The organism is Stutzerimonas sp. NM35 (genome assembly GCF_054604355.1).
Genome location: NZ_CM137728.1, coordinates 3,089,628 through 3,108,059, shown reverse-complemented (window position 1 = coordinate 3,108,059; position 18,432 = coordinate 3,089,628). Strand labels below are relative to the sequence as shown.

General features: G+C 63.0%; 12 protein-coding genes. 7 read left to right on the top strand and 5 right to left on the bottom strand.

Annotation, left to right across the window (positions count from 1 at the left end):
- Positions 1-16: 16 nt before the first annotated feature.
- Positions 17-2,197 (bottom strand): malate synthase G, encoded by a 2,181-nt coding sequence (locus ACYCFC_RS14385; protein WP_459652023.1) that lies wholly within the window; start codon positions 2,195-2,197, stop codon positions 17-19.
- Positions 2,198-2,377: 180 nt separating this feature from the next.
- Positions 2,378-3,265: an EamA family transporter RarD gene (gene rarD, locus ACYCFC_RS14380; RefSeq protein WP_181083718.1), complete on the bottom strand. Its 888-nt coding sequence runs from the start codon at positions 3,263-3,265 to the stop codon at positions 2,378-2,380.
- 169 nt (positions 3,266-3,434) lie between these two features.
- Here rarD and ACYCFC_RS14375 point away from each other — a divergent pair, with 169 nt between their 5' ends.
- Entirely contained in the window at positions 3,435-4,202 is a 768-nt protein-coding gene (locus ACYCFC_RS14375) for an SDR family NAD(P)-dependent oxidoreductase (RefSeq protein WP_459652022.1), read from the top strand.
- Positions 4,199-5,809, top strand: a complete 1,611-nt coding sequence (gene treF / locus ACYCFC_RS14370) for an alpha,alpha-trehalase TreF (RefSeq protein WP_459652021.1) — start codon at positions 4,199-4,201, stop codon at positions 5,807-5,809. Before ACYCFC_RS14375 ends, treF begins: the two co-directional genes overlap by 4 nt.
- A gap of 22 nt (positions 5,810-5,831) precedes the next feature.
- Here treF and ACYCFC_RS14365 read toward each other — a convergent pair whose 3' ends face one another.
- Positions 5,832-6,332: an LEA/WHy family protein gene (locus tag ACYCFC_RS14365; protein WP_459652020.1), complete on the bottom strand. Its 501-nt coding sequence runs from the start codon at positions 6,330-6,332 to the stop codon at positions 5,832-5,834.
- Between the two features lie 628 nt (positions 6,333-6,960).
- On the opposite strand from ACYCFC_RS14365, the gene ACYCFC_RS14360 reads away from it, so the two are divergent.
- From ACYCFC_RS14360 to ACYCFC_RS14340, 5 genes are all read left to right on the top strand, one after another.
- Positions 6,961-7,119: a YqaE/Pmp3 family membrane protein gene (locus tag ACYCFC_RS14360; protein WP_037024013.1), complete on the top strand. Its 159-nt coding sequence runs from the start codon at positions 6,961-6,963 to the stop codon at positions 7,117-7,119.
- 228 nt (positions 7,120-7,347) lie between these two features.
- Positions 7,348-10,833: a response regulator gene (locus tag ACYCFC_RS14355; protein WP_181083726.1), complete on the top strand. Its 3,486-nt coding sequence runs from the start codon at positions 7,348-7,350 to the stop codon at positions 10,831-10,833.
- A 1-nt stretch (position 10,834) separates the two neighbouring features.
- A complete protein-coding gene (locus tag ACYCFC_RS14350; protein ID WP_181083728.1) occupies positions 10,835-11,653 on the top strand; it encodes a CheR family methyltransferase in 819 nt (272 codons plus the stop codon).
- Positions 11,650-12,246 (top strand): chemotaxis protein CheB, encoded by a 597-nt coding sequence (locus tag ACYCFC_RS14345; protein WP_459652019.1) that lies wholly within the window; start codon positions 11,650-11,652, stop codon positions 12,244-12,246. Before ACYCFC_RS14350 ends, ACYCFC_RS14345 begins: the two co-directional genes overlap by 4 nt.
- A 2-nt stretch (positions 12,247-12,248) precedes the next feature.
- Positions 12,249-13,451, top strand: a complete 1,203-nt coding sequence (locus ACYCFC_RS14340) for a hybrid sensor histidine kinase/response regulator (protein ID WP_459652018.1) — start codon at positions 12,249-12,251, stop codon at positions 13,449-13,451.
- A gap of 128 nt (positions 13,452-13,579) precedes the next feature.
- On the opposite strand, the gene selO is transcribed toward ACYCFC_RS14340, so the two are convergent.
- Positions 13,580-15,040, bottom strand: a complete 1,461-nt coding sequence (gene selO, locus ACYCFC_RS14335) for a protein adenylyltransferase SelO (RefSeq protein WP_181083734.1) — start codon at positions 15,038-15,040, stop codon at positions 13,580-13,582.
- 106 nt (positions 15,041-15,146) lie between these two features.
- Positions 15,147-18,416, bottom strand: a complete 3,270-nt coding sequence (gene mscK, locus ACYCFC_RS14330; protein WP_459652017.1) for a mechanosensitive channel MscK — start codon at positions 18,414-18,416, stop codon at positions 15,147-15,149.
- Between the last annotated feature and the right edge of the window lie 16 nt (positions 18,417-18,432).

Here is an 18,432-nt window from a genome sequence, read left to right as displayed (position 1 = left end):
TGACTTGCTGTGCGGTTTACAGGCCGTTCTTGGCCTTGAACTCGCGGCGGCGGCGGTGCAGGACCGGCTCGGTGTAGCCGTTGGGCTGCCTGGTGCCTTCGAGGACCAGTTCCAGCGCGGCCTGGAAGGCCACGCTGTCATCGAAGTTCGGTGCCATCGGGCGGTACAGCGGATCACCTTCGTTCTGGCGATCAACCACCGGCGCCATGCGCTTGAGGCTTTCGACGACCTGCTCCTGGGTGACCACACCATGGCGCATCCAGTTGGCCACGTGCTGGCTGGAGATACGCAGGGTGGCGCGGTCTTCCATCAGCGCGACATCGTTGATGTCCGGAACCTTGGAGCAACCGACGCCCTGCTCGACCCAGCGCACCATGTAGCCGAGGATGCCCTGAGCGTTGTTGTCCAGCTCGTTGCGCTTTTCTTCTTCGCTCCAGTTGGTGTCCTTGGCCAGCGGGATGGTCAGGATGTCGTCGACCGAGGCCTTGGTGCGCTGGGCCAGTTCGGCCTGGCGGGCGAACACGTCGACCTTGTGGTAGTGCATGGCGTGCAGGGTGGCGGCGGTCGGCGACGGTACCCACGCGGTGTTGGCGCCGGCCAGCGGGTGGCCGACCTTCTGTTCCAGCATGGCGGCCATCAGATCGGGCATGGCCCACATGCCCTTGCCGATCTGCGCCTTGCCCTGCAGGCCGCAGGCCAGGCCGACGTCGACGTTGTTGTCCTCGTAGGAACTGATCCACTTCTCGGCCTTCATCGCGGCCTTGCGTACCACCGGGCCGGCCTCCATGGAGGTGTGGATCTCGTCGCCGGTGCGGTCGAGGAAGCCGGTGTTGATGAACACCACGCGCTCGCGCGCTTCCTTGATGCAGGCCTTGAGGTTGATCGAGGTGCGGCGCTCTTCGTCCATGATGCCGACTTTCAGAGTGTTGCGCGGCAGCCCGAGAACATCCTCGACGCGACCGAACAGTTCGGTGGCGAAGGCCACTTCTTCCGGGCCGTGCATCTTCGGCTTGACGATGTAGACCGAGCCGGTACGGGTGTTCTTGCGCGTGGTATTGCCGTTGAGGTTGTGCATGGCGGCGAGGCTGGTGAACAGACCGTCCATGATGCCTTCCGGCACTTCGTTGCCTTCCTTGTCGAGGATGGCGTCGTTGGTCATCAGGTGCCCGACGTTGCGGATGAACAGCAGGGAGCGGCCATGCAGGGTCAGCTCGCCGTTGCCGTCGGCCTGGGTGTAGACGCGGTCGGGGTTCATGGCGCGGGTGATGCGCTTGCCGCCCTTTTCCAGTTCCTCGACCAGATCGCCCTTCATCAGGCCGAGCCAGTTGCGGTAGACGATGGTCTTGTCGTCGGCGTCGACGGCCGCGATGGAGTCTTCGCAGTCCATGATGGTGGTCAGCGCCGCTTCCATCAGGATGTCCTTCACGCCGGCGGCGTCGGTCTGGCCGATGGGGCTGGACGGGTCGATCTGGATCTCGAAGTGGATGCCGTTGTGCTTGAGCAGCACGGCGATCGGCGCGCTGGCTTCGCCCTGGAAGCCGAGCAGCAGTTGCGGGTCTTTCAGGCCGGTGGTGCTGCCGTCTTTCAGGGAGACGACCAGTTTGCCGCCGTCGATGCGGTAGCCGGTGGAGTCGACGTGCGAGCCGTTTTCCAGCGGCGCGGCCTCGTCGAGGAAGGCGCGGGCGTAGGCGATGACCTTGTTGCCGCGAACTTCGTTGTAGCCGGGACCTTTGCTGGCGCCATCGTCTTCGGAGATGGCGTCGGTGCCGTACAGCGCGTCATACAGCGAACCCCAGCGGGCGTTGGCGGCGTTCAGCGCGAAGCGGGCGTTCATGATCGGCACCACCAGCTGTGGGCCGGCCATGCGGGTGATTTCTTCGTCGACGTTCTGGGTGGTGGCCTGGAAGTCTTCGGCTTCGGGCAGCAGATAGCCGATTTCCTGCAGGAAGGCCTTGTACGCTACGGCGTCATGAGCCTGGCCGGCACGGGCCTGATGCCAGGCGTCGATCTGTGCCTGCAGGTCGTCACGCTTGGCCAGCAGCGCGCGGTTCTTCGGCGCCAGATCGTGGATGACGCTGTCGGCACCGGCCCAGAAAGCCGCGGCATCGACGCCAGTGCCAGGGATCGCTTCGTTGTTGACGAAGTCATACAGGACTTTGGCGACCTGCAGGCCACCGACTTGAACGCGCTCAGTCATTACTCGCCTCACTTGGTTTTCTTAAAATCTGTCGGGCCGCAAAATTTCTTGTAGTCCGGGCCGGTCGATACTACATGAAGCGCAGGGGAAAATCAGTCCACTGAAAGGGGTGACTTCTCAGGGGTATCAATGCCTTGCAGCTCTTTCGCGCATCTCGAAAGGCAGCTTGAAACCTGTCGCTCACACCGCCTTGCGCATGATTCGCCAGGCATCGTAGCTGTATACCGCCAGCCCCGCCCAGATGCAGATAAAGGCCAGCTGGCGGTCAGCCGGGAAGGGTTCGTGAAACACCCACACGGCAAGAATCAGCAGCAGGGTCGGCGTGATGTATTGCAGGAAGCCCAGGGTCGAGTAGGGCAGGTGCCGTGCCGCCGCGTTGAAGCACAGCAGCGGAACCAGCGTCACCGGCCCCGCCGCCACCAGCCAAAGTGCGTCGAGCGTGGTCCAGAATGCTGGTTCGGTGCTCGGGCCGCTGCCGAAGAACAACAGCCAGACCAGCGCCAGCGGCAACAGCAGCCAGGTTTCCACCACCAGGCCGGGCAAGGCCGCCACGGGCGCCTGCTTGCGCAGCAGGCCGTAGCTGCCGAAGCTCAACGCCAGCGCAATCGACACCCAGGGAAATTCACCCAGCGTGATCAGTTGCAGTGCGACCCCGAGGGCCGCCATGGCCACCGCCAGCCACTGCAAGGGTCGCAGTCGCTCGCGCAGGATCAGCAGGCCCAGCACCACATTGACCAGCGGATTGATGTAGTAGCCCAGGCTTGCCTCGACCATATGGCCGTTGTTCACCGCCCAGACATAGATCAGCCAGTTGCTGGCGATCAGCACGCTGGAAATCATCAGCACGGCGATTCTTTTCGGGTGCGCGAGTAGCTCCTGCCACCAGCCGGGATGCCTCCAGAACAGGAGCACCAGCGAGCCGAACAGCGCCGACCAGATGGCACGCTGGGTGACGATTTCCAGCGCGGCATATTGCTCGACGGCTTTGAAATACAGCGGGAACAGACCCCAGATGCAGAAGGTCGTCAGCCCCAGCAGATAGCCCTTGCGTAAGTCGGCGGTGGCCATGGATGTCCTGAATGAGCAACGGAGAGCTCGCCATTCTGCGCCTGATGGAGCTGTCTGTCTGCCGTTGCGAGCCCCTTGCACAGGGCCGTGAAGCATCTGCAAACATGCGCCGTTGAACCGCAGCGCAGGGCTGGTCGTCACAGGTAATGAGGTCCAGATGAGGTGCATGATGAAATTGCTGAACAGGATTGCCCTGGTCACTGGCAGTTCCCAGGGGATTGGTCGCGGCATCGCCGTGCGCCTGGCCGAGGAGGGTGCCGACCTGATCGTCAATGGCCGGGAGGACAGCGGCGAGGCACGCGAGACCGTCGAACGGATTCGCGCCCTGGGGCGCCGGGTCTGCTTCATCGGCGCCGATATTGGCGTAGTCGCCGAGTGCCGCCGGCTGGTGGACGAGGCGGTCGCGCAGATGGGCCAGCTCGATATCCTGGTCAACAACGCCGGGGTGCAGCGGCACAGCCCGTTTCTCGAAGTCGACGAAGCGGATTACGACCGGGTGCTCAGCGTCAACCTGCGCGGTCCGTTTTTCCTCACCCAAGCCTTTGCGCGGCATTTGCGCGATAGTGACCGTGGCGGGCGGATCATCAACAACAGCTCGGTTCACGAAGAGCTGCCATTTCCCAACTTCACCAGCTATTGCGCCAGCAAGGGCGGACTGAAGATGTTCATGCGCAACCTGGCCATCGAGCTGGCGCCGCTGGGCATCACCGTCAACAACGTCGCACCGGGGGCAATCGAGACACCGCTCAACCGCGACCTGATGAACCAACCGGACAAGCTCGCCAGGCTGCTCGGCAACATCCCCGCCGGGCGCCTCGGCCAGCCGCGAGACGTGGCCGGCGCGGTGGCCTTTCTCGCCTCTGACGAAGCCAGCTACATCACCGGCACTACCCTGGTGATCGATGGGGGACTGCTATGGAACTACAGCGAACAATGACCGATAGCGACCGGATCTCCTGCAATGAGCCACCCTTCAATCATGATATTCATGCGGTTTCCGCTGCCGACACCCTGACGCCGGCGGATCGTTATCAGGAACTCTTCATCGCGGTGCAGATGCAGCGCGTCTTTTCTGACAGCAAGACCTTCGTCGATTGCGCGCCGCGCCAGCATCCCGAGGAGATTCTGGAGACTTATCGGGCGCGCTGTGATGATCCGGATTTCGACTTGCCGGCCTTTGTCGCGGAGCATTTCAGCACGTTCGAAATGCCGTCCAAGGAATTCGTCGCCAACCCCGACGACAGCCTCGGCGATCACATCGACCGGCTCTGGCCGGTGCTGATCCGGCATCCACAGGATCATCCGGCGCACTCCTCGCTGTTGCCACTGCCGCATGACTACGTGGTGCCGGGTGGGCGTTTCACCGAGCTGTACTATTGGGATTCGTACTTCACCATGCTGGGGCTGGACGAGAGTGGGCATTGCGATCTGCTGCGGTCCATGGCTGACAACTTCGCCTACCTGATCGATACCTACGGCCATGTACCCAACGGCAATCGCACCTATTACCTGGGCCGCTCGCAACCGCCGGTGTTCGCGTTGATGACCGACCTGTTCGAGGAGCACGGCGTGCATCGCGCCAGTGATTACCTGCCGCAACTGCTCAAGGAACATGCCTTCTGGATGGCGGGTGGCGACGCGTTGCGACTGGGTGAGGTGAGTCAGCGCTGCGTCTGTCTGGCCGATGGCAGTGTACTCAACCGTTACTGGGACGAGCGTGATACGCCGCGCGAAGAGGCCTATCGGGAAGATATCGAAACCGCGCGGGCCTCGGGCCGCCCGGCGCACGAGGTCTACCGCGACCTGCGCGCAGGCGCTGAATCCGGCTGGGATTTCAGCTCCCGCTGGCTGGACGACTCCGAGCAGCTGTCGAGCATCCGCACCACCTGCATCATCCCGGTGGATCTGAACAGCTTTCTCTACAAGCTCGAATGCCAGATCGCCCGACTCAGCGAGGTGAAGGGGCAGGATGACCACGCCAGGGCATTCCGCCTGCGTGCCGAGGCGCGCCTGGCGGCCATCGACCGTTACCTGTGGAGCGAGCGCGAGGGCGCCTATTTCGACTATGACTGGACGCTGCAAAGGCAGCGCGACAATCTTACGGCGGCGACGCTGACACCCTTGTTCGTGCAGGCGGCCAGTTCCGCTCAGGCCGAGCGCGTGGCCGATATCGTGCGGCGGCGCCTGCTTGCCCCCGGAGGCCTGGCAACCACCGAGAGCAGTGCCAGCGGCGAGCAATGGGACCGCCCCAACGGTTGGGCGCCCCTGCAATGGATGGGCATCCGTGGGCTGCAGCATTACGGCCAGGACGCGCTGGCGCTGCAGATCGAGGAGCGCTGGCTGGGTATCGTCGCCTACCTCTTCGAGCGGGAAAGCAAGCTGGTGGAGAAGTATGTCCTGCGAGCCTGCACCGAGCATGCCGGCGGCGGCGAATACCCGCTGCAGGACGGTTTCGGCTGGACCAACGGCGTCACCCGCAAACTCATGCAGGAAGACCCGACCCACGAGGCGAACCGTTGCCGGGCGGGTCGCTGTTGCGAGTAGCTCGTGAGTGTCGTGTGCCCTTTCAGGGCACGCGCCGATAGGGGTTGGTGCTGACGTCGGGCAGCTTCAGCGTGCCTTTCTCGACGAAGCGCTGGGTGCCGAACAGACCGCCGGCCAGCTTGCCGCGCAGCACATAGGGCACCTGCTCCTGACCGAGGCGCTCGGCCAGCCCGAACGCCTGGCGCGCCGCCGAGAAGGCGGAGACGGTTACCGGCACCTGCAACAGGCTTTCACCGAAGCGTGGCACGCTGCCCTGGTGGTCGCTGACGCCGCTGGCCAGACGTCGACCATTGACCTCCAGTTCGAGCGCCACGCCGTTGTAATCGAGGGCTATATCGTTGGGGTTCTGGACCCGCAGCTTTACCAGCATGCGCAGTTCCAGACCTTCACCGGGCAGCGGCTCGATACCGGCGACCTGCACATTCAACGGATCGCGCGGGGTGAACAGCGCACAGGCGCTCAGGCTCAGCAACAGGCTGACGAGCAGCAGGCGGGCAAGGACAGTGGTGGGGCGCATCGGCATCGGGAGTCTCCTGGGCAGGAACGTGTCTATCGCAGTATGGCTGAACGCGGCGACGTGGCTCACCGTGAAACGTCAACAGAGCCTCGAAAGCTCGGCTGCTTCTTGTCGGAGCGAGCCATGCTCGCGAAAGCAGCCGCGCCGGTGCCTGACTTCGCGGGCATGGCCCGCTCCTACAGCGCAGGCGTGCAAGTGGCCATGATGGGAGGGCCTTGCAGCCTTTTCCCAAGGCCATAGCCTAATGACCTGTTGCACGAGCCAGCTGCCTTCGTGAGCTTTTCGTGGAAGATTCGCGTCACGGTCCATGTTCGACTTTCAGCGAATGGCAGCGGTTCGTTATTTCTGAGATGGTTAGCTTGCTAAGCGTAAGTTTGGTGGTGCGTATGGCTCACAAGGCGGCTCGCATCGACGCAGCAGGACTGGCCCAACCCTGGCCAGTCGCGTCTCTTTCCCTTTGCGCTTGGTTGCGCCTCGGCGACTCAAACGGTTGCCGCTGATTCCGACAACCGCTGCCCCGGTGGCGGTTGCCGCTTTCCTTTCTGCGATGACCTTTCTCGTTCCCTCACTACGGAACCCGTCGACAGCGTTCGGGTCGATTCAGCGTGGGTTTTCTGCTGAGAGGACATTGAAGATGGATCTGCTACGCATACTGATCGCGATTCTTTTGCCACCGTTGGGTGTTTTCCTGCAGGTCGGTTTTGCCGGGGCGTTCTGGCTGAACATTCTGCTGACGCTGCTGGGCTACATTCCGGGAATCGTGCACGCGGTCTGGATCATCGCCCGGCGCTGACAGTTTCCCGGCACTTGCCAAGCAGTGGTTGATACGCCAAAGAGCCCGGCTATTCGTCAGGCTTTTTGTGCTGGTAAACAGGCCGGTGGTAGAGTCGCCAGCTGGCTTGTTTCCTGACAAAAACCTCGAACGCGTCGAGAACAAAGCGTTTACCGTACGACGCATCGATCAGCTTGCCGAAGGCAACTGTCACCAACCGCCATCGTGCAGCGACTGGAAAGGAATCACATGGGCGACTCTTTCATCGAACAAAACCAGTTCAGGCGCATTCTCAACCGTAATGTGGCCGTGCCGCTTGGTTTCGGATTTCTCAGCGCGTTCTTCTTCAGCGCCATCGTCTACTACCTGCTGAACGTCAGTCACTGGGTCGATCAGTCGGTCCGGGGCGTGTCACACGCTCACGAGACGCTGAAAATAATCGGCGACCTGGAGGCTTCGATGCGCGGTTATCTGATCGCTGGCGAGGACATCTTTCTCGAACCCTACCGACGCGAATTGCCCCTGCTGACCGACGAACTGAAGCAACTGAAGGCGTACGCCAGCAATAATCTGGTACAGCTCAATCGCATCGAGCGTATTGCCGCACTGCAACGCGAATGGGCCGAGTTTGCCGAAACAGCCATTGCCCGTCGTGCCCTGAACGAGCCGATAACCGACTACATCCGCAGCCAGCGAGGCCTGGAATTGAAGCAGGAACAGCGCCGGCTGCTTGCTGAATTCGTTGCCAGCGAGCGCCAGGCCAGGGAAGAACGCACCGATACCTCGGAAACGATCACCACCTTGCTGATCGGCGCTTTTCTGCTGTTCAGCCTGATCTTCAGCGGCTTGCTGGTGTATTTCGGTCGGCGCGACCTGCTCAGCCTGTCCGACAGCTATGCCAGCTCGTTGAGTCAGCAACAGGCGCATGCGGCTGCGCTGGAAAAGCAGGCCTGGTATCGCACCGGGCAGACGCAGCTGAGCGAGTCGATCATCGGCGAGCAGACGTTGCCGATGTTGGGCCAGAACATCCTCAACTTCCTTTCCGGCTACCTGGGCGTCGCCGTCGGCGCGCTGTATGTGACCCAGGATGGCAAGCTGCAGCGTGTCGCCGAGTTCGCCTGGAGCAAGGGCAGCGCGGACCGGGCACGGACGCTGGAGCTCGGCGAGAGCCTGGTCGGTCAGGCTGCGCTCGAGCGCCGGGCGATGGCGCTGGAGAACATTCCGCCAGGTTATCTGAAGGTCAGTTCGGCGCTGGGCAGCACTGATGTGCAGTCGTTGCTGATCATGCCAGTGGAAGACAGCGGCCTGCTCAATGCGGTGCTGGAAGTGGGCTTTCTGCGGCCCTTGCGTGAAGAGGACAGCGAGTTGCTGCGGCGCATCAGCGAGAGCGTCGGTTCGGCCATCGAAGCGGCGCGCTATCGCCAGCGTCTGCAGCATGTGCTGGCCGAAACCCAGCAGCTCAACGAGGAATTGCAGGTTCAGCAGGAAGAGCTGCGCGCGGCCAACGAAGAACTCGAAGAGCAATCCAGTGCACTGCGCGAGTCGCAGGCGCATATGGAAGAACAGCAGGCCGAACTGGAACAGACCAATGAGCAGCTTGCCGAGCAGGCTCAGGAACTGGCGCGCCAGCGTGACGAAATGGACCTGAAGAACCGCCATCTGCATGATGCCCAGCTGATGCTTGAAGAGCGCGCAGAGGACCTGCAGCGCGCCAGTCGCTACAAGTCCGAATTCCTCGCCAACATGTCCCACGAGCTGCGCACACCGCTCAACAGCTCGCTGATCCTGGCCAAGCTGCTGGCAGACAACCCCGAGGGCAACCTCAGCGGTGATCAGGTGCAGTTCGCGCGCTCCATCTACTCGGCGGGCAATGACCTGCTCACCCTGATCAACGACATCCTCGACATTTCCAAGGTCGAGGCCGGCAAGCTCGACGTGCATCCTGAACTGCTGGTGCTTGCGCGCATGCTCGACGGCTTGAAAAGTCTGTTCCTGGCTCAGGCGCTGGAAAAGTCGCTGCGCTTCGAGGTCACCCTCGATGGCGACTTGCCGACGAGCTTGTACACCGACCGCCAGCGGCTTGAACAGATTCTCAAGAATCTTCTGTCGAATGCCTTCAAGTTCACTGACAAGGGCTCGGTCGAACTGCGGATCAGCCGCCATGACGAAGGTCACATCGCCTTTGCCGTGCGCGATACGGGCATCGGCATCGCTGAAGAGCAGCAGGCGGTGATCTTCGAAGCCTTCCGTCAGGCCGATGGCACCACCAACCGGCGTTACGGCGGTACCGGTCTGGGCCTGTCGATTTCCCGCGAACTGGCCCAGTTGCTCGGTGGCACCATCGAAGTGGACAGCGCGCCGGGAGGCGGCAGCCTGTTCACCCTGATCGTGCCGGAAAACTACAGCGAGCCTGCGGCGGAGCAACTGCCGGCGCCCGTCGCAGCCGTCGCGGCGCCGCTGCTCCAGGCAACGATGCCGCCAGCGCCGCCCGTCACGACTGAGCCGGCACCGATGGCGCTGGAGGATGATCGCAGGAACTTCCCCTTCAGCGAACGTTCGGTGCTGGTGATCGAAGACGAACCGCAGTTCGCCTGTATCCTGCGCGATCTGGCCCACGAGCTGAAATACAGCTGTCTGCTCGCGCAGAATGCCGATCAGGGCTTCGACCTGGCCGTGCAGTACCGACCCGATGCCGTCCTGCTGGACATGCGCCTGCCCGACCATTCCGGCCTGACCGTTCTCGAACGGCTCAAGGAAAACCCGACCACCCGGCATATCCCGGTGCACATCATCTCTGTCGAGGACCGCAAGGAGACTGCGCTGCAGATGGGGGCTATCGGCTATGCCATCAAGCCGGCTACGCGAGATGAGCTGAAAGAGGTGTTCAAGCGGCTGGAGGCCAAGCTCGCGCAAAAGGTCAAACGCATCCTGCTGGTCGAGGACGACGCACTGCAACGTGAAAGCATGGCGCGTCTGATCGAGGACGAGGACGTGGAAATCACCGCCGTCGAGTTCGGCGCGCAAGCCCTCGAACACCTGCGCTCGACCGTATTCGACTGTATGGTCATCGACCTCAAGCTGCCCGACATGGACGGTCACGAACTGCTCGAACGCATGGCGCGCGAGGACATCTGCTCCTTCCCGCCCGTGATCGTCTATACCGGGCGCAACCTGACCCGCGATGAAGAAGCGGCACTGATGAAGTATTCGCGTTCGATCATCATCAAGGGTGCACGCTCGCCCGAGCGGCTGCTCGACGAGGTCACGCTGTTCCTGCACAAGGTCGAATCGGACATGCCGCCCGAGCGACAGAAGATGCTCAAGAGCGTGCGCAGCCGTGAAAAGGCTTTCGAGGGCCGCAAGATCCTGGTGGTCGATGACGATGTGCGTAACGTCTTTGCCCTGACCAGTGCGCTGGAGCAAAAGGGTGCGCTGATCGAAATCGCCCGCAATGGCCATGAAGCCATCACGCAATTGCAGAACGTGGATGACATCGATCTGGTGCTGATGGACATCATGATGCCGGAAATGGACGGCTTTACCGCGATGCAAGAGATCCGCAAGGACCCGCAATTCGCCAAGTTGCCGATCATTGCAGTCACTGCCAAGGCGATGAAGGACGACCAGGAGCGCTGTCTGCGCGCCGGCGCCAACGATTATCTGGCCAAGCCCATCGACCTCGACCGCCTGTTCTCGCTGATTCGCGTCTGGCTGCCGAAAGTGGAGCTGCTGTGATATGCCGGAGCGCAACCAGGCCATCGAACTGAAGCTGCTGATCGAAGCAATTTACCTGCGCTACAGCTACGATTTTCGCGATTATTCCCAGGCTTCGCTCAAGCGCCGGGTACTGCTGGCGCTGCGGCAGATGAAGTGCGACAGCATCTCGCAGCTACAGGGGCGGATTCTCTATGATGCCCAGGCATTCATGGAGCTGTTGCAGTTTCTCACCATCCCGGTCAGCGAGATGTTTCGTGACCCCGGTTATTACCGGGCATTGCGTGAACAGGTCGTGCCGGTGCTGCGCACCTATCCCTCGCTGAAGATCTGGATTGCCGGTTGCAGCACCGGCGAGGAAGTCTATTCGATGGCGATCCTGCTCAAGGAAGAGGGCCTGCTGGAGCGGACCATTCTGTATGCTACCGATATCAATCCGCGTTCGCTGGAGCGTGCTCGCCAGGGTATTTTCAATATCGCCGACATGAGCCAGTACACGGCCAACTACCAGCGGGCCGGTGGCAGGCACAGCCTCAGCGACTATTACACGGCAGCCTATGACTCGGCGATCATGGACAAGTCCCTGAAGGAGCAGATGACCTTCGCCGACCACAGCCTGGCGACTGACAGCGTGTTCGCTGAAACCCAGCTGATTTCCTGCCGCAATGTACTGATCTATTTCAACAAGCCGCTGCAGAATAGGGCCTTCGAGCTCTTTCACGACTCCTTGTGCCATCGCGGCTTTCTCGGCCTGGGCAGCAAGGAAACCGTCGAGTTTTCCGCGTGTGGCGACCGCTTCGATGCCTTCGACAAGGAACAGAGGATCTTTCGCAAGCTATGAAAGGCTTGGCCCCTAACGCACATGCCCAGCGACCTGCAGTGGATGCCGTGGTGATCGGTACCTCGGCGGGGGGACTGGCTGCGTTGAGCGCTCTGGTCAGCGGCCTGCCGGCGACATACCGGCTGCCGCTGCTGGTGGTGCAGCACGTACCCGACAGCGGGCCGACGCAACTGGTGGAGATCTTCCGGCGCAAGACCGGGCTGCGGGTCAAGGAGGCCGACGACAAGGAGGCGCTAGGCGGCGGAACGCTGTATTTTGCAGCGCCGGGCTATCACCTGCTGGTCGAGGCAGACCTGACCCTGTCGCTCAGCCAGGATGATGCGGTGCATTTTTCCCGCCCCTCGATCGATGTGCTGTTCGAATCCGCCGCCGATGCCTGGAACGAGCGGGTCGCCGGGATCCTGCTGACCGGCGCCAACGAGGACGGGGCGGCTGGTCTGGAGATGATTGCGCGGGCTGGCGGTCTCACCGTCGTTCAGGATCCCGCCGAGGCCGAGGTGTCCAGCATGCCGCTTGCAGCACTCCAGCGCTTTGCGCCGGACCATATTTTGCCCTTGCGTGATATTCAGCGATTGTTGCGCGAACTGGAGTGACCATGCCCAACCACACCGATGAAGCGAATCTGCTGATCGTCGATGACCTGCCGGAGAACCTGCTGGCGCTGGATGCCGTACTGCGGGCGCCGGGCATCCATGTGCATCAGGCCGAGTCGGCGGAGCAGGCGCTGGAGCTGTTGTTGCGTCATGAGTTCGCCCTGGCCATTCTCGACGTACAGATGCCCGGCATGGATGGCTTCCAACTGGCCGAGCTGATGCGCGGCACCGAGCGCACCAAGCAGATTCCCATCGTCTTCGTCAGCGCCGCCGGGCGCGAACTCAACTACGCATTCAAGGGCTACGAGAGCGGCGCGGTGGACTTCATGCACAAGCCGCTGGACACCCATGCGGTGCGCAGCAAGGTCAGCGTGTTCGTCGACCTGTACCGTAACCGCAAGCGCATGGCCCGCCAGCTCGAAGCGCTCGAACGCAGCCGCCGCGAGCAGGAAGTGCTGCTCACCGAGCTGCGCAGCACCAAGGCCGAGCTGGAGGAAGCCGTGCGCATGCGCGACGACTTCATGTCCATTGTCTCCCATGAACTGAAAACGCCGCTCAACACGCTGATTCTCGAAGTGCAGTTGCGCCAGATGCAGCTGGCGCGCAACAACTTCGCGGCATTCGACGAGGGGCGGTTGCGACAGATGGCGGACAAGGACGAGCGGCAGATCCAGAGCCTGATCCGCCTGATCGACGACATGCTCGATGTATCGCGCATTCGCACCGGCAAGCTGTCGATCAGGCCGACGACGGTCGATCTCGGCAAGCTGGTGGCCAGCGTGGTGGAGAACTTCGCGCCGCAGATGGAGGCCTGTGGCTGCGCTCTGTTGTTTCAACGACCGGAGCCGCTGCTTGGCATCTGGGACGAGTTTCGTATCGAGCAGGTGCTGGCCAACCTGCTCACCAACGCCATGCGCTACGGCGCCGGCAAGCCGGTGCAGGTCAGCGTCTGCGCCATCGCCGAAGGCGCCTGCATCGAGGTGCGTGATCGTGGCATCGGCATCAGCCAGAAAAGCCTGGAACGCATCTTCCATCAGTTCGAACGGGCCGAAGGCAGTGAAAGCAGCGCGGGCCTGGGCCTTGGTCTGTTCATCGCCGAACAGATCGTCAAGGCCCATGGGGGCCGCATCCAGGTGGAAAGCGAGGAAGGCCAGGGTGCGTTGTTTCGCGTCACGCTGCCCTTGAATCCATACAACGCTGGGTAACGTATCCGAGCTCCTCCCGGATTACGCCTTCGGCTAATCCAGGCTACGGTGGCGATGCTTCGTAGGATGGAATCGCCAACGGCGCTTCCCTCGCACCGGTCGTATCGCTTGTACAACCACCGGGCCTGTCACGACGAACAGCTGATCTCCAGATGCTTGCCCCACTCCGGTGGGCGTTCGGCGTAGCGCTGCATGCCGGGTTGTTCGTCGAAGGGGCGTGAGAGTACCGCGTGCAGCTCGCGCACCGGGCCGTAGTCGCCCTGTTCGGCGGCTTCGATGGCCTGCTGGGCCAGGTAGTTGCGCAGGATGTACCTGGGATTGACCGCGCGCATCCGCACCTGGCGTTCGGCCTGGGCAGTGCCTTCACGCTCGCAGCGCTGTCGATATTGCTCGGCCCAGGCGTCGAAGCCCTTGATATCGATGAAATCTTCCCGCAGCCGGCGCAAGGCCTGCTCGGGCGCGCTGTCGCCGAGTTCACGGAAAAAGCGCGTGTAGTCGATGGCGCTGTCCTGCATCAGCTGCAGCAGGCGTTGTACCAGCGCCTTGTCGGCCTCTTCGACCGTGCGCAGGCCCAGGCGCTGGCGCATCAGGTCGAGCCAGGCGGCTTCGTAGCGGGGCAGGAACAGGCTCATGGTTTCGCGTAGCTGCTCCACTGCGACGAAGGGTGTCAGCGCCTGGGCCAGGGCGGCGAGGTTCCAGTGGGCGATGGGCACCTGGTTCTCGAAGGAATAGCGGCCCTGGTCGTCGGAATGGTTGCAGATGAAGCGGGCGTCGAAGTCGTCGAGGAAGGCGTAGGGGCCGAAGTCGAAGGTGATGCCAAGGATCGACATGTTGTCGGTGTTCATTACCCCGTGGCAGAAACCATAGGCCTGCCAGTAGGCAATCATGTCGGCGGTGCGTTCGAGCACCTGTTGGAAGAACGCCTGACCAGGCTCGGGCTGTCCCAGGCATTCGGGGAAATGGCACGCGATTACATGATCGAACAGTTGCCTGAGCGCTTCGTGCTGCCTGGTGTAGTAGAAAAATTCGAAATGGCCGAAGCGTACATGGCTGGGTGCCAGGCGCAGCAGCATGGCACCTCGCTCCTGGCGTTCGCGATACACCGGCTCGCTCGAACCGGTCACGCAGAGCGCGCGCGAACTGGGGATGCCGAGTGCATGCAGGTGTTCGCTGGCGAGGAACTCGCGAATCGAAGAGCGCAGCACCGCGCGACCGTCGCCCATGCGTGAGTAGGGCGTCTGCCCGGCTCCCTTGAGGTGCAGGTCCCAGTATTCGCCGGCCTGGTTGCGCACCTCGCCGAGCAACAGGCCACGGCCATCGCCGAGCTGCGGGTTGTAGCTGCCGAACTGGTGGCCGGAATAGACCATCGCGCGCGGCTCGGCGGTGGACCACAGCTTGTGCCCGGCGAACAGTTCGGTGAACAGCGGCAGCTCGGCCTGTGCCGGGTCCAGGTCCAGCAGGGCCATGGCCGCCTCGCTCGCCACCACCAGCGTCGGGTCGCTCAGGGGCTGCGGTTGCACAGGTGTGGAAAAGGTGTCGCCCAGGCGGGCGAAGCGGTTGTCGAAGGTCAGCTGGGTCAGGGTTTTCACGGCAGCTCCAGGTGCGCGGCGGGTAACGGGAGACGAAAGGGCGCCCGTATTATGACCCCGCTCCAGTGGCGGGGTTGTCAGCTGGCATGGCCGAACAAGTTCGGCCCTACGCTTCGTTTGGCCGCTCCGGCAAGGCCAGCTCCTGGCCCGCACGGTTTTTCAGGTGCACATCCAGCTGGCGGAAGGCGATGGTGATGCCGCGCTCGCGGAATTCGCGATCGACCCGGCGGTTGATCTCGTCGATCACCGGGTTGCGGTCGGCCAGATCACGGACGTGCAGGCGCAGCTCATGTTCCAGGCGGCTGTCGCCGAAACTGAGAAAGAACACCTGGGGTTCGGGCTCCTTCAGCACGCGGGGGTTTTCCCGTGCGGCCTGGAACAGCAGCTCGCGAACCTGTTCGAGGTCGGAGCCGAATTCCACGCCGATGCGGATGGTCACCCGCGTGACCGTGTCGCTCAGCGACCAGTTGACCAGCTGGTCGGTGACGAAGGTCTTGTTGGGAACGATGATTTCCTTGTGATCGAAATCGGTGATGGTGGTCGCGCGGATGCGGATGCGGCTGACGGTGCCGGACAGGTTGCCGATGGTCACCACGTCGCCGATGCGCACCGGCTTCTCGAACAGGATGATCAGGCCGGAGACGAAGTTGGCGAAGATTTCCTGCAGGCCGAAGCCCAATCCCACGGAAAGCGCGGCCACCAGCCACTGCAGCTTGTCCCAGCTCACCCCCAGGGTCGAGAGCACCGAGACGATGCCGGTGCCCACCAGGGTGTAGGACAGCAGCGTGCCGGTGGCGTAGGCGCTGCCCGGCGCCAGGCGCAGGCGCGAGAGCACCAGCACCTCCAGCAGCCCCGGCAGGTTGCGCGCCAGGATCAGGGTGATGCCGCCGATGGCCAGGGCGCCGAGCAGGTCGTTGAGGCTGATGGCCGAGGTCGTCAGGGCATCGCCCGAACCGCTGGTGAATTCGTACAGCGCGACATTATCCAGATAGGACACCACCGAAATCAGGTCTGACCAGACCCAGTAAAGCGCCACGAGGAACAGGCCGAAGGTGGCCAGGCGGGTCAGGCGCAGCGATTGCTGGTTGACCTGCTCGATATCCAGGTTGGGTTCTTCGATGTTTTCCAGGTGCTCGCCTGTGCCTTCCTCTTCCGCCGCCTGGCGTCTGTCCATGACCCGCTGGTAGGCCAGGCGCCGCGCAGCGATGGTCAGCGAGCGGACCAGCATGGATTCCAGGGCGATCCAGATCATCAGCAGGTAGAGGGTGTCGATCAGGCGCTCGGTGAGTTTCAGCGCGCTGTAATAGTAGCCCGTGCCGACCACCACGATCAGCGCCAGCGGCAGCAGGCTGAAGATCACCCCCAGAAACAGCCGGGCCGGTGGTGCGTTCTCGCTGGCCGGCCCCTTGAGCAGGATGCGCATCAGGCGCCAGCTCATCAGCGCGTAACAGGTGAGGATGACTACCAGTCCGAGGGCGTCCTCGGCCAGGCTCGCCGGCTGTTGCTCGGCGATGCTGACGACCACCACCAGCACCAGTACCACCAGGCCGAGGCGGCGGATTTCATTGCGCAGAAAGGCGACCTGCGGCAGGGACCAGCGGAAATGCAGTTCGGCCAACCGCCCTGGCGACAACAGTCGGTAGGCCGTGTAGAACACCAGCCAGGCCTGGGCCATCTGATACATCGCCGCGCTCAGCCCCAGGTTCTGCCCGCGCGCATCCATCTGCAGCAGATAGCCGCACAGGGTCAGAAACAGGGCGCCGGGCAATGCCAGCAACACGTTGAGCAGCAACGCCAGTGGCGTATGCCGCTGGCTGTCATTGCGAAAATGCCCCACGTCCCGGCTCAGCTCGTCGAGCTTGTCGTTGATCATCCGGCGACGCCAGAGCAGCCAGGCAATCGACAGCAGCAGGGGCAGGAAGAGCAGGGGCCGCTCCTTCAGTCCGGCAGCCATCTGTGACAGGGCCGAGTGCCAGCCGATGGTGCCCAGTTGCCGCTCCAGGCGTTGCGGGAAACTGGTCAGCCAGCTGAAGTCCAGCGGCTTGTTGCTGGGAATCCAGAACATCTGCTCGTCCAGCGTGGCGCTCAGCGCGCGGGCGGTGTCGTGCAGTTGTTTCTGGTTCAGCTGCAGGGTGATGGATTCGTTGAGCAGCGCATTGAGCTCGCGGTTCAGGCGGTCCAGCAGTTCGCTGCGGGTCTTGAGCAGGTCGAGCAGGGCGCTGCGCAGTTGCGGCGTGATCTGCTCCTCGGGCTGCCCCGCCAGCAGCTGATCGACATAGCTTTGCGGGTTGCCGGCACGGTCGCGCGCCTGGTTCAGCTCGAACTGGTAGAGGCGCAGGTCGGCGATTTCGTCGGCGAGGTTCTTGTTCAGCTGCACCTTGGGCAAGTTGAGCTTCTGCTGGTAGAGGATTCTGGACAGCAGCAGGCTGCCTTCGAGTACGGCGATCTGCTCTTCCAGCGCCTGGTCGGCCTGGTTCAGGGTGTCGAGCTGCTGGCGTGCCTGCAGGTTCATCTGGTTCAGCAGGTTGAGCCGCTCGGTGGCGCGCAGCAGATAGTCGGAGAGCTTCAGGTTCTCGGCGCTTTCAGCCGCCAGCAGCGTGTCGGAGCCGGCCAGCTGCGCCCTGGCCGAGAGCTCGGCCACGGTCTGCTCGGACTCGGCGCGGCGCTTGGCATTGATCAGGCCCTGCAGGGCCTGGGTTTCCTGCTCGGCGCGGGTTATGCGCTCGGCGAGCAGGTTGCGCCGGGCCTTGCCCAGATCCTGCAACAGGTTGTTGCCTGACAGCTCCTGGCGACGCAGTTCGATCTGGGCCTGCAGCGCGGCAATCTCCGCTTCGAACAGGCTGCGCTGCTCATCGCTGATCGCCTTGCCATTGTCGAGCCCGCTCTTGAGGCGATTCTGCAACGCCTGAATGCGCGACTGGCTGGTGCTGATCTGCGCCTGGGAGCGCTCGGGACGCGTCTGGGCGGTGATGATCAGGCTGTTGGCATCGGTCAGCTGTTTGTTCCACTCGCTCAGCTCGGCAAGGCGGGTGGCCAGGCGCTGCTCGAGCGCCGCGACGCCCAGGGTGGCGAAGCGTTCGCTCGGCTCGGGTGCCGGGCCTGCCTTGAGCCGGGCCAGATCGCGCTGGGCGGTGCTGATTTCCTGGGGCGCCTGGGCCAGCTGTTTCTGCAGGGTTGCGAGCTGCTGGCTGCGGGCGGTGGTCTGCTCTGCGTACTGTTTCACCTGGTCGGCCAGGCTGGGTTGCGCCGGCCTGGCTTCGCTTTCGGCCGCCTGCTGGCCGCCGGTCAGGCTGTCGAAGGGCTGCGCCTGAAGAGTGCCGGGAATGTGCAGAAAGCTGACCAGAAGGGTCAGCAGAAAGACGCGTGAAAAGGACATGTCTGCCGTCGAAGAA

Coding starts and splice junctions, on each gene's coding strand:
- ACYCFC_RS14385 (WP_459652023.1), bottom strand. CDS start 2,197: ATGACTGAGCGCGTTCAAGTCGGTGGCCTGCAGGTCGCCAAAGTCCTG.
- rarD (WP_181083718.1), bottom strand. CDS start 3,265: ATGGCCACCGCCGACTTACGCAAGGGCTATCTGCTGGGGCTGACGACC.
- ACYCFC_RS14375 (WP_459652022.1), top strand. CDS start 3,435: ATGAAATTGCTGAACAGGATTGCCCTGGTCACTGGCAGTTCCCAGGGG.
- treF (WP_459652021.1), top strand. CDS start 4,199: ATGACCGATAGCGACCGGATCTCCTGCAATGAGCCACCCTTCAATCAT.
- ACYCFC_RS14365 (WP_459652020.1), bottom strand. CDS start 6,332: ATGCCGATGCGCCCCACCACTGTCCTTGCCCGCCTGCTGCTCGTCAGC.
- ACYCFC_RS14360 (WP_037024013.1), top strand. CDS start 6,961: ATGGATCTGCTACGCATACTGATCGCGATTCTTTTGCCACCGTTGGGT.
- ACYCFC_RS14355 (WP_181083726.1), top strand. CDS start 7,348: ATGGGCGACTCTTTCATCGAACAAAACCAGTTCAGGCGCATTCTCAAC.
- ACYCFC_RS14350 (WP_181083728.1), top strand. CDS start 10,835: ATGCCGGAGCGCAACCAGGCCATCGAACTGAAGCTGCTGATCGAAGCA.
- ACYCFC_RS14345 (WP_459652019.1), top strand. CDS start 11,650: ATGAAAGGCTTGGCCCCTAACGCACATGCCCAGCGACCTGCAGTGGAT.
- ACYCFC_RS14340 (WP_459652018.1), top strand. CDS start 12,249: ATGCCCAACCACACCGATGAAGCGAATCTGCTGATCGTCGATGACCTG.
- mscK (WP_459652017.1), bottom strand. CDS start 18,416: ATGTCCTTTTCACGCGTCTTTCTGCTGACCCTTCTGGTCAGCTTTCTG.